We start from the raw sequence: 11,243 nt of genomic DNA, 5'->3' as shown, positions 1-11,243 counted from the left end.
CGCCGATGCCCCACCGCCGGTCGAGGTGGTGCGGCGCCCTGGTCCCGCAGTTGAGCGGCGGTCAGAGGCCAGGCACGGGTCCCGGTCCCGGCTCGGGCACCGGCTCAGGCACCGGCACAGGCACCGGCTCGGGTTCGGCTGTCAGGGCGGCCTGGATCTGTCGGGGCCACTGCCAGGGCCCGTCCACCCCGGGTACGACGCTGTTGAAGTACTCCCAGCCGGCCATACCCCGCAGAACGGCCCCGTGGGTGTCCCGTAGTTCCCTGACGGTCTTGAGGAGCCTGCCGAACTCGACGTAGCTTGCCGGGTCCCCGTTCTTCTCGTTGGTCAGCGCGATGGGCACGACCTTGTCGAGGGGGACGATCCGCGTGTCCGGATCGGCGGAGACCGCCTCGATCCTGCGGTAGTCACCCGGGTCACGCAGGGAGCCCCAGCCGTTGTAGAACTGGGCGTTGAACCAGTCGATCTCCTCCCCGCACTCCCGGTACAGCTGCCGGTAACGGAACCCCTTGAAGACGACCTCGTCGACCGCCCACAGCTCCCTGGCGACCGGCGCCATAGTGATCTTGAACGTGGACCCGAAGTCCTCCCGCAACCGCAGGATCAGCTCCCTGACCGGCCCGACCTCGACCTCCTCCTCGATGTCGATGTCCACCCCGTCAAGGCGGTAGTGCGTGAGGAAATCCCGCAGCGCCCCGTAGTGCTTCTCGAAGTCCTCCGCCAGGCGCGCGAACGTGCCGACCGCGGCGCCGCCGAGGAGGACGAGGACATGGACACCGGCGCGCTGCGTCACGGCCAGGGCTTCCCACATCTGATCGTGACCCGCGTCCTGCGGCTCCCAGTTGTTGATGGTCAGCACGGGACCCTGATGGTTCAGATGCACCGCGGCCACGATGAGATCGGTGAGGGCAGGAGTGGGGCGGAGCATCAACTCCGGTGAGATCAGACCGATTCCGTCCCTCAGATGCTTGGTCTGGTAGTACATCACCATGCGCTTTTCCTGCGGAACAACCATGTGAGAACTCCCCTGTCCACCGTGATTCCGTACCGAAGCCCCGGCCTTCCCCACTGCTCGCCAGGGGCCGGCACATAACGGCCGGTTGACCTCTCCTACGGCACGGCATCCATGGCATGCACAGCATTCGGCTGACCGGTGCATGCCCGAATCCGCACCGAGCGCTACGCACACGTCGGTGACGCCCATCGGACGAGGGACGGCAGCGGAACAGCAGGGAGGCGAGTGGGGTAAGCGCTCAGCGACTTCGCGTCGGCGCGCGAGGCGTGCGCCGTACGGGCAGGGAGCGGTTCGGCCGGAAACCGATCGCACACCGAGCCGAATGCATGGGGGGCGGCGGCCCCCACCGGCGCCCCGAATGCCGGCCACCACCGCCCCTGGGGTGCGAGGGCCGGGACGGAGTTGTGCTTGCCACCCCTCGGCGCACATGTGGCGTCGGCGGATTTCTTCGGAACGCCCCACTACCCCAAAGCAGCCAAGTCCGTCATGGCCGGATCATCTCTCTTTGATAGGTGCATCCCGCGCATAGCGTCTCCGCCGGGTGCTCAACTTCCCTGGTAAATCCGCGACTCGGAAGGGTCCGGCACGTCGTGCACACGCGACCGCTCGGTCCTCGACCCGAGAAGTGCGGTCTGTCCGACGAGAGGAAGCACATGGTCAGCCTGCCCCTGCCCCAAGGCCCGCAAATGATCGTCCAGTCGGTGACCGGAATGCACATCACTCCATTCGGCTGGTCCGACAGCGACGTACCGGCCGTCGTGTGGCGCGACACCCCCACGACGCCGTTCAAGCCGTCGCAGTGGGAGTTCATCCCCGAACCCGGGTACGGCGACCGCGTCGCACGCATCAGGAACGCCGCATACGACAAAAGCACCGGTGCTTTCGACCGAAGCCTCTCCCTCATCGGAGAGACTCCCGAGAACGGTGCGGCGGTCGTGTCGCGCAAGTCCGACAGCAAGAGCGAAAAGCAACTGTGGCGCCTGATCTCGATGGACAGCGCCCAGGCCGACTTCGTGATCGCCCCGTTGGGACATGAGGGCCTGGTGATCAATACCCGCCAGAGTTATCAGGCAGGAAACGCCATCCTGCAACTGGAGGAAGTCGGGCCATGGACCGACCAGTTCTGGCGCTGGCAGGAGGTACGCGGCTGACCCGTTCCGTTCCGGGGTCCCCGCACCGTCCGCCGTCGGACGGTGCGGGGACCCCGTACTGCTCAGCCGGGGGCGCCGGGGCCGGCGGCCCCGAGGAGAACGACCTCAGCGGAGCGGACCGCTGTGGTCCGCTCCGCTGAGGTGCCGATCGTTCGCCGGACGCAGGTTCAGGCGCGGCGGCGGGTGGAGCGGCGGTAGAGCACTACGCCGCCGAACAGCGCGCCGGCGCCCAGGGCCCCGAGCGCTCCGGTGCCCGCTGCACCGGTCTCGGCCAGCGCGTTGTCCGCGCCGCTCGGCTGGGCCGACTCGCTCTGCGCGGCCCAGCCCCCCGCCCGCTGCTGCGGGGGTGCCTGCCGGGTGGAGGAGGCGTCCTCCTCCGACGTGTCAGCCGGTGCACTCTCGGGGGCCCGGTCCTGTGCGGACGGCTCGGACCCCGAACGCTCAGGCGCGGACTGTTCGGGCACGCTGTCCTGCGCCGACTGCCGGGGTGCGCTCGACCCCGTACGGTGCCCGGAGGCCCCGTCGTCCTCGGCGCACTTTTTCCCGAACACCGGGTTCAGCGCGCCGAGCCCGCTCGTCGAGTTGTCGCAGGCATCCATCGATCCGTCGAGGGGGGTCTGTACCGAGCTGCCTGAACCGGCCCCCGGGTTGTTGTTCGTCAGCGAGCCGACGCTGGCGTCGGCGTGCGCATGTCCGGCCGCCGCCGCGAGGACTCCGGTGGTGGCAGCCGCGGTGAGAAGGCTCCTGCTCAAGACCTTTCGCATGGTCTCTTCCTGCTCTCAGTCGGTTGCGGAAGGCGCGGAGGGCCGGGAATCACGGGAATCCGGGCGGGGCTTCCGGGCCGACCGCAAGTCGCTTCAGATCGGTTCAAGGGTGGAGGTGTTGCACACAAGCCGGACGGCTCCGGTGCGTGGGCTCCACGCCCCATGCACCGGAGCCGGTCGGCTCTGTTCCCGCACGTGAACGGCGGGGGAACTTCAGCTGTTGTTGCGGGCGTTGCCGAACGCGGGGTTCAACAATCCGATAATGCCGATGGTGTTGCCGCAGACGTTCACTGGCTGATCGCCCCGCAACTCCGCTGTCGCCCTCCGTAACGACCGCGGCTTCCGTGCGACACGACTAATGCGGAATTGCCCGGTGTCTCGCCCAGGTGGCGTAATGAAAGCGCGGCGATGCATTACCCAACGTGATCCGGCACCCTGGAAAGAGCCGGAAAAGGCGCAGGGAAGATACAGGAAAAGGCCGGAGGTCCGGAACGCGGACGCCCTCGTTCTCGTGGTCGTCCGATCTAGTGGTCGTCGTAACGCACCGGTACTGGGAAGCGAGCAACTTCGCGAGTTCCGGGGGATTTCCAGAGGCCCGAGGGACTTCCGGAGGTCCCCGGGGGATTTCCGGGTCCGGGGAGTGCGAGGGCCGCCGCGGGAGCCCTGAATTCGGCATGGGCATGCCTGCGCGGTGTCCGTTCCGGGCCCAAGGTCCCGCTCGTTCGGGCCATCCGTCCCTGCTGGAGGGGCGCATGGGCTGTAAGCCTGGAGAGGGCAGCCCCACGGTGCGTGGGGTCCCCGGGGAAGGGAGACGGTCGTGAGCGCGTCAGTCGTCGTGGGTGTGGACGGTTCCGCTTCGAGCCTCTACGCGGTGGATGTCGCCGCGCGCGAGGCGGCGGTACGGGGAGCCTCGCTGCGTATCGTGCACGCGTTCGTCTGGCCTCTGATGTCGGTACCGCTGGCACCGTCCGTGGTGGGCTCGCCCGAAGGCGGGCTCCGTAACCTCGCCAACCAGACCGTTGAGGAGGCCGTCAGCCGCGCTCGCACGGCCGAGGCAGGTGTCGAGGTCACCGGAGAGGTCGTCTCCGGCGAACCGCTGTCCGTGCTCAGCACCGAGTCACGCGAGGCCGGGCTCGTCGTCGTGGGAACCCGTGGCATGGGCGGCTTCACCGGGCTGCTGGTCGGCTCGGTCGCCGTGCACCTCGCGGCACACGCCGAGTGCCCCGTCCTGGTCACACGCGGCAAACCCGACCCCATGGGTCCCGTTGTGCTCGGTGTCGACGGCTCCGAGGTGGGCGAGGCGGCCGTGGCCTGGGCCTTCGCGGAAGCCTCACTGCGCGGGGCCGAACTCGTCGCGCTGCACACCTGGAACAACTGGACGGGGCCCGTCGCCGTCGGCACCGGCGTCCAGGTGCCGATGGTCTACGACATCGACATGCTCAAGGACGAGGAGGAGCGCATCCTTTCGGCCACGCTCGCCGGGTGGCGCGAGGAGTACCCCGACGTCGCCGTCACTCCCCGGCTCGTACAGGAGTACAGCAGGCAGGCGCTGCTCGAAGCCAGCGAAGAGGCTCAGCTCCTCGTCGTGGGCGCACGCGGGCGCGGCGGCTTCACGGGGCTCCTGCTCGGCTCGGTCAGCCAGGCGCTCCTGCACCATGCGCACTGCCCCGTCGCCGTCGTACGGGGCAGCCTCCGGCAGGAGCGGGTACAAGGTCAGGAAGACGCGTAGACGAACGCGCGCTCTTCGGAGCGGACGCGCTGACAGGGAAGAGCGCGCGCAGAGGACGCCACTGCGCGGTGAGCGGTGGCCTGCTTGGGAGCGGGCCGGGGGCACGCCGCGAAGGCGCGACCGTGCGACGGCCTTCGCGTCGCCGGTCCGCGCCGGAAGGCAGCACGGGCCGGTCTCCCGAGTGGGTGACCCCATCGAAGCGCAACCTGCAAGACACTGTCCTGGCTGACCTTTTGACCGCATCTCTCACCTCAGGGAAGCCGAGATGGACTCACCGCACCGCGGCACTCCGCGGATCCCGCAACAGCCGAGGACGAGCCAGGAGGAGTACGCCCGTTCCCGGCACGCGGTCTGGCTGGGCGCGGCGGCGTTGCTCTCCGACGAGCTGGGCCGCGTTCTGCTGGTCAAGCCCACCTACCGCGGCGAGTGGCTGCTGCCGGGCGGCTGCGCCGAACCCGGCGAGAGCCCTGAGACGGCGTGCCGGCGCGAGGTCCACGAGGAACTGGGCCTGTCGCGGGCCCCGGGGAAGCTCCTGGCCGTGCACTGGCTCTCCCCAGGACACCCGGACGTTGCCGCCGGCCTGCCCTTCCCCGGTGAGGTGCGGTACGTCCTGGACGGCGGAGTTCTCACCGCGGCGGACATCGCGTCCCTCCGGCTGCCGGCCGACGAACTGTCCGGGTACAGGTTGATCGACCCGCACGCGGCGAGCGAGCTGATGACCCCGGTGGACGCGCGGATCGTGGTGGCCGCCGTACGCGCCCGCATGTCCGGCGCCACGGCCCACCTCAGCGACGGCCACCATGCCGGTTCCGTACCGTCGTGGGACCGGCACCCGTCACACGAGCGGACGCAAGCCGCGCTGCAGTCCCCTGACCGCCCATGCGCCGACCGCGTGTGCGCCGACCGTCCAACTCCCCGCGCAGAAGGGCCCGCGCCCGGTTCCGGGGACGGGAAGCCGGGGAAAACCGGTCCGGCCACCACCGTCGCCACGAGTGCTGCCGCCGCCGCTGACACGCCCGGCTGCCCCGCCACCAGCACGGCATACGGCAGGAGTCCGGTGTGGCTGCCGCCCGAGGAGTACGCCGAGAAGCTCCTCAAGTCGACATCTTTCGCCTGCCTGTTCTTCACCGACGAGCGTGAACGCCCGTTGCAGCTGCGGTCGGTCTACTCCCCCGGGCACCCCTGGCAGTGGCCGGGCGGAACCATGGACCCGGGTGAGCGTCCCTGGCAGACGGCCCTGCGGGAATGCCAGGAGGAGACCGGCATCGCTTTCGGCGGGCCGCCCCGGCTTATCGCCTCGGTCTTCGGTGGGCCCGGGCGTGCGTGGCCGTTCAGCACGATCGGGTTCGTCTTCGACGGCGGCCGGCTCACCGGCCAGGAGATCGAGGACATCGCACTGGACGCCGACGAGCACGACGAGGTGCGCGTGCTGGCGGTGGAGGAGTGGCGGGCGCTCATGCCCCGGCGGGACTTCGCCCGCCTGGAGGCGGTGATGGAAGCCAGGCGCACGGGTGCGACGGCCTACTTCGACTCCTGGGACTGGGACGAGTGAACCGCTCGCACCGGTCGGTCATTGCTGCCCGGCGAAGCGGGCCGGGGTGAGCGGAGCGAGGGATTCCCTGTTCACCCCCTCGAACCGCTCCGGGCGGAACTCGGCGAGCAGCGGGCTCTGCGTCCCGGAGACGATCTCCTCGGCCGCGAGCCTGCCGAGCAACGGGCCCAGCGTGATGCCGCTGTGCGTGGCGATCACATAGACGTGACCGCCGCTTCCGGGTCCGGCGACCGTCCTGCCGTCGGCGGGCATGGACCGCTGGCCGACGCGCAGGGACTCCAGGCGTGCTCCTTCGGCACCGTCGACCAAGTCCCCCAGGCGGGCGCAGAGTTCCGCCGCGTACGTGCTGTCGGGCGCCGGGACGTTGGCCGGGTCGGCGTGCACGTCGAGGTCGAGCCCCTGTACGACGAGCCTGCCGCCGCCTTCGGGCCGTACGTTCAGCTCGGGCGTCGTCAGCACCCTGCCGACGCGCGCGGGCACCGGCGCCGTGTAGCCGAGCAGGCCGACGGTGGCTGAGCCCGGCGCTTCCGGGTCGGCCATGGGGACCGGCACCCCGGAAGCCGCGGCGAGGGGTTCGGTCCAGCGGCCGGCGGCGAGTACCACGGCGTCGAAATCCTCGTCGCCGCCGGACGCCAGGGCCACCCGGGCGCCGTTGCCGTGCGCGGTCACGCCGGTGACCTCCTCGGGGCAGCGCAGTACGGCGCCGAGGTCGCGTGCCTCGCCCCAGAGGCGGGCGAGGAGCGCGGCCGGCAGCACATGGCCCTCCTGCGGGTACCAGGCGATGTCCCGCACACCGGGCGGTACCCGCAGGTCGGGCACGAGGGTGCGGGCGCGTTCCGGGGTGATCCACTCTGCGGGGTAGCCGCGCACGCGGAGTTCGGCGACGGCGTCGGAGAGGGTGTCCAGGCCGGATTCGTGCGCCCATTCCAGGTTCCCTGTCTGGAAGAACCAGTCACCCCCGTCCGCCGCCAGCGCTTCGTGCTCGGCGATACCGGCGACGTTCAGCGCGTGGTAGGCGAGGGGGTTCTTCTGGTGCGAGTTGATCCAGGCGAACGTCGTGGCCGAGGTAGCGGTGGTCCCCGCTGCGGGCAGAGAGCGTTCGAAGACGGTCACCTGAGCGCCGGCCAGCGCCAGTGACCTGGCCGTGCTTGCGCCGATGACCCCGAGACCGACAATCGCGATACGCATGTGCTTACCTCAACTTTCCACGGTGGACAGGTTCTTGGGGGCGCCGGATCCGCTGCTTCCGGTTCCGCTTCGTGCGCTGGGCCGGCCGCGCCCCGGCACGAGGAGCAGCACCAGCAGGGCCAGGATGGAGGCGGAGATTCCGTAGACGGCGTACGGCACGGTCGTACCGATGAGCTGGGCTGCCGCGCAGCCCGCGATTCCGGCTACCATGCCGCCCAGCGCCATGACGGGCCGCAGGGTGAAGCGTCCGCGCAGCAGGTAGCCGACGAAGATCGGTGCCGCGAGTGTCGCGGCCGAGTAGGCGTAGCTGGCGACGAGCCAGTCCAGCGCACTGGGGAAGGCGATGGCCAGTCCTGCGGCGAGCAGGGCCACGACCGCGGTGAACATCCGCGACAGCGAGACCGTCGCGCGGTCGCCGCGTGTGCGGCCGAAAACGTTCTGGTAGAGGTCGCGGATGAGGTTGGCGACCACGGACTGCAGTGCCGCGCCGGTCGTGGAGACGATGGTCGCGACGAGGAAGGCGCCGTACACGACGAGCAGTACGGCGGGGAGCCGGGTGATCAGCCAGCCCGCCGCGTCCTCCGGGTTGCTGAGCCCGGGATTCATGGCGCGCACCGCGAGGCCGATGCATCCGGCGTAGAGGCCGCCGATGAGGATCGTCATCCCGGAGAGTACGAGTCCGCGTCGCGCGTCGGACACCTTTTTCGTGGCGAAGACCCGCTGGAAATAGAGCTGGTTGGTGAGCGTGCCAGGAACGATGGCGGCGACCCACAGCCATATCTGTTCACCGCCGGCCGCCGTGATTCCGCTCGGCCGCCACAGATTCTCCGGGACCTTCTCCGTGATTCCGCCCCAGCCGCCCGCGAGATAGACGGCGTAACCGGCGACGATGAGCGACATCACAATCTTGAAGATACCGAAGACGAAGTCCGTCCAGACGACCGAGGTCAGTCCGCCCGGCAGTACGAAGATGAGGGAGCCCACCATGATCGTGAGGATCAGCACCGGCGAAGGAATCCCAGTGAGTTCGCCGAAGAGCTTGGCGAAGGCCACGAATTGGGTGGCCAGCCAGCCGAACGGCACGATCAGCGCGGCGATCCCGGCCACGGCGGTGACGGGCCTGCTGTTCCCGAACAACTTGCTGATGATGTCGGGCACGGTCGTGAACCGCTGCTGCCGCAGCCAGCGTGCGACCACGGCGAGCCCGAGGAATCCGAGCAGCACGCAGCCCTCGTAGGCGAAGACGGACCATCCGGAGGAGTAGGCGATGCCGACATGGGCGATCAGGACACCCCCGCCGACGGCGGTGGCGAACTGCGTGATGACGACGACACCGAGCGGCAGGGATTCGGGTGCCGCGAGCCAGTCATCGGAATTCTTGGCACGCTTGCCGAAATACATGGAGAGCAATGCGCCCAACGCGATGATGAGCAGGCTCGCGAGGACGATGGCGACGATCTGGCCGGTCGAGTTTCTGGGCATGGCCTGCCTCCGTGGGCATGACGGGACCAGCACGCGCACTCTGCGTACATGCACGTGTTGTGAATGTGTGTGTCTTTACGTGGCTCCTGCTGTTGCCTCAGCCGGCGGTTCTGTTACCCGCTTCTGTGACCCGCTGAATTCCCGCGGTCTGCTGTCTGCTGTCAGTTTCTGTGGCCGCCGGACCGCTTACGCGTCCGGCGTGAAGCGCCGGGGGTCGAGTGCGCCGATGTCGTATCCCATCTTTCCCTCCAGCACGAGGTCGGCCGCGATCTCGCCGAAGACGGGCGCGAGTTTGAAGCCGTGGCCGGAGAACCCGGTGAGAACGGTGGCGTTACGGGCGCCGGGCAGCGGTCCGACGATGGCGTGGTCATCGGGTGTGAAGCCCTCCGCGTACGTGCCGATGCGGATGGGCTCCGGTATCAGTCCGGGCAGCAGCCGCGCGACGGCCTCGGACGCGGCGCGCGCGAACTCCGGCGCGGCGCTGCGGGGCAGACCGTCGGGGGTGTCGAGGTCGGGCCAGCCCAGGTGGTGCGGCACGATCTTCACCGCGGCGCCGTCGAGTACGGGGAAGCAGGAGAATCCGGCCTCCGGGTGCCTGCGGATCGCGATGGGCAGCCGGTCGGGACGGTGAGCGGCGACGTCCCGCGCGGCGAACCAGCACGCCGTGATCAGCCGTGCCCGTACGGGGAGTTCCGCGAGCGGACCCACCCCGGGCGACCAGGGCCCGGTGGTGAGGACGACGTGGTCGACGGTGTATGTCTCGCCGCCCGCCGAGAGGCGCCAGCCGTCCGCGGTCTCGGCGACCTCGTCGACCCTCCGGTACGAGAGGATCCGCGCTCCCGCGCGCTCGGCGGCGTCGAGCGCGCCCTGCACGGAGGGTTCGGGGCGCAGCACCCCGGAGTCCGGGTCGAGGAACGCGATCTCGCCCTGGTCGAGCCGGTGTTGGGGGTAGCGCTCGGCCGCTGCCGTACGGTCGAGCACCTCGTGCGGCAGCCCGGCCTCCTCGGCGCAGCGGCGTACGGCGGCGACATCGGGTTCGTCGGGGGCGCCGATGGTCAGGCCGCCGCACATCGTCAGCAGGGCCCGGTCACTGGCGGTCTCCAACTCGCGCCACAGGCTGTGTGCGCGCCGCAGGAGCGGAACGTAGGAGCCTCCCTCCTTGTAGACGGTACGGAAGATGCGGGACTCCCCCGCCGAGGCGCCGCGGTCGTGCCCGCGGCCGTACGTGTCGAAGGTGAGGACGTCAGCGCCGCGGGCGGCGAGTTGCCACGCGGCCATGGCGCCGATGACGCCGGTGCCGATGATCGCGACACGGGGTGCCGAAGCCGTCATGAAAGCTCCTCGCGGAAGGCCGGCGCACACACGGGTGGCCGGGGCTGTTGGGGTCAGCGCGTGAATTCAGCTCGGGGGGGGCAGCTCGAAGGCTTGGGACGAGGCAGCTGGAAAGCTCGGTGGGCAGCTCGGGAAGGGGTACAGCTCGGAAAGGGCACGGCTCGGGAAGGGGCACAGCTCGGCAAGGGACGCGGCCCGGGGAAGCGGCCCGGCAAGGCAGCCCGCTGGGGACGGGCTCCCCGGGTCGGCTCGGGTGTCAGTCGCCGCGGACGGACTGCTCGATGTAGAACTCCATCAGCCCGGGGCGCATCAGATAGGCCGCCGACTCGGCCAACTCACCGTTCTCCAGCCAGGTGAGCCTGCGCTGGCGGAGGACGGGGGTGCCCGGCGCGCAGCCGAGCAGTGCGCCCGTCGGCTCGTCGAGCAGGATCGGATCGAGGTACATCCGCGAGGTGGCGATCGGAACGCCCTGCCCGCGGAAGTACGGAATCATCGTGAGGTGGTCCAGGTCCTCGTCGAGCAGGCGCGGGGCGAGGGCGAACGGAACGGTGGCGTATTCGAGGGCTACGGGGTTCTCTTCGGCGTCGAACTTACGGCGCACCAGATAGGTCACGGGTGTGTCGGCCGCGAGTCCCGGCACCGGTGGGGTCACGTCCGATGCGGGGACGACCGAGGCGCTGTACACCTCGTGCCTGCCCGGGATCTCCGGGCCCACCAGCTTCGGGTTGACGAATCGGAGCAGGTTCTCCTGACGCACCCCTTCGGTCACGAACGTGCCCCGCCGCCTGTGCCGTTCGACGAGGCCGGCCTGAGCCAGTTCGTGCAGGACTCGCTGCGCGGTGGCGCGGCCGATCCCATGCTGTTCCTGCAGCTCGGCCTCGGTGGGCAACCGGGTGCCAGGCGGCAACTCCCCCGACCGGATACGGGCTTCCAGCTCGTTCCGGATACGGAGGTACAGCGGGGCTGTCATGTATGGACCGTAGTAGTCGGCCAATTGACCGGTCAATAGTCGGGACACAGGGCGATTCAG

Annotated in this window: 9 protein-coding genes and 1 pseudogene; 3 read left to right on the top strand and 7 right to left on the bottom strand. The window is 69.8% G+C overall.

Annotated elements, in window-relative coordinates:
* Positions 1 to 61 precede the first annotated feature (61 nt).
* Complete coding sequence (locus NMN56_RS08930; protein ID WP_274042387.1) at positions 62 to 1,015, bottom strand: glycosyl hydrolase family 18 protein; 954 nt, start codon at positions 1,013 to 1,015, stop codon at positions 62 to 64.
* Between the two features lie 653 nt (positions 1,016 to 1,668).
* Here NMN56_RS08930 and NMN56_RS08925 point away from each other — a divergent pair.
* On the top strand, positions 1,669 to 2,166 hold the full coding sequence (locus NMN56_RS08925) for a hypothetical protein (protein ID WP_274042386.1): 498 nt from the start codon (positions 1,669 to 1,671) through the stop codon (positions 2,164 to 2,166).
* 167 nt (positions 2,167 to 2,333) lie between these two features.
* On the opposite strand, the gene NMN56_RS08920 is transcribed toward NMN56_RS08925, so the two are convergent.
* Positions 2,334 to 2,930, bottom strand: a complete 597-nt coding sequence (locus NMN56_RS08920) for a chaplin family protein (protein ID WP_274042385.1) — start codon at positions 2,928 to 2,930, stop codon at positions 2,334 to 2,336.
* A gap of 213 nt (positions 2,931 to 3,143) precedes the next feature.
* Positions 3,144 to 3,224: pseudogene (locus NMN56_RS08915) on the bottom strand (chaplin family protein); the annotation flags it as partial.
* Positions 3,225 to 3,747: 523 nt separating this feature from the next.
* Between NMN56_RS08915 and NMN56_RS08910 the strand changes: the two are divergent.
* Together NMN56_RS08910 and NMN56_RS08905 are read left to right on the top strand one after the other, a co-directional pair.
* A complete protein-coding gene (locus NMN56_RS08910; RefSeq protein WP_274042384.1) occupies positions 3,748 to 4,659 on the top strand; it encodes a universal stress protein in 912 nt (303 codons plus the stop codon).
* 265 nt (positions 4,660 to 4,924) lie between these two features.
* Complete coding sequence (locus tag NMN56_RS08905) at positions 4,925 to 6,211, top strand: NUDIX hydrolase (protein WP_274042383.1); 1,287 nt, start codon at positions 4,925 to 4,927, stop codon at positions 6,209 to 6,211.
* A gap of 18 nt (positions 6,212 to 6,229) precedes the next feature.
* Here the strand turns inward: NMN56_RS08905 and NMN56_RS08900 are convergent, their stop codons facing one another.
* The 4 genes from NMN56_RS08900 to NMN56_RS08885 all read right to left on the bottom strand — a co-directional run bounded on the left by NMN56_RS08900 (position 6,230) and on the right by NMN56_RS08885 (position 11,183).
* Positions 6,230 to 7,399: an NAD(P)/FAD-dependent oxidoreductase gene (locus NMN56_RS08900; protein WP_274042382.1), complete on the bottom strand. Its 1,170-nt coding sequence runs from the start codon at positions 7,397 to 7,399 to the stop codon at positions 6,230 to 6,232.
* 9 nt (positions 7,400 to 7,408) lie between these two features.
* Positions 7,409 to 8,881 (bottom strand): sodium:solute symporter family protein, encoded by a 1,473-nt coding sequence (locus tag NMN56_RS08895; protein WP_274042381.1) that lies wholly within the window; start codon positions 8,879 to 8,881, stop codon positions 7,409 to 7,411.
* 186 nt (positions 8,882 to 9,067) lie between these two features.
* Positions 9,068 to 10,213, bottom strand: coding sequence for an N-methyl-L-tryptophan oxidase (gene solA, locus NMN56_RS08890; protein WP_274042380.1), 1,146 nt, complete (start codon positions 10,211 to 10,213; stop codon positions 9,068 to 9,070).
* 256 nt (positions 10,214 to 10,469) lie between these two features.
* Positions 10,470 to 11,183 (bottom strand): GntR family transcriptional regulator, encoded by a 714-nt coding sequence (locus NMN56_RS08885; RefSeq protein WP_274042379.1) that lies wholly within the window; start codon positions 11,181 to 11,183, stop codon positions 10,470 to 10,472.
* Between the last annotated feature and the right edge of the window lie 60 nt (positions 11,184 to 11,243).

This window comes from Streptomyces iconiensis, from assembly GCF_028657195.3.
GTDB lineage: Bacteria > Actinomycetota > Actinomycetes > Streptomycetales > Streptomycetaceae > Streptomyces > Streptomyces iconiensis.
Note: the sequence above shows the minus strand (reverse complement) of the source record. Positions and strands in the feature narration are given on the sequence as shown.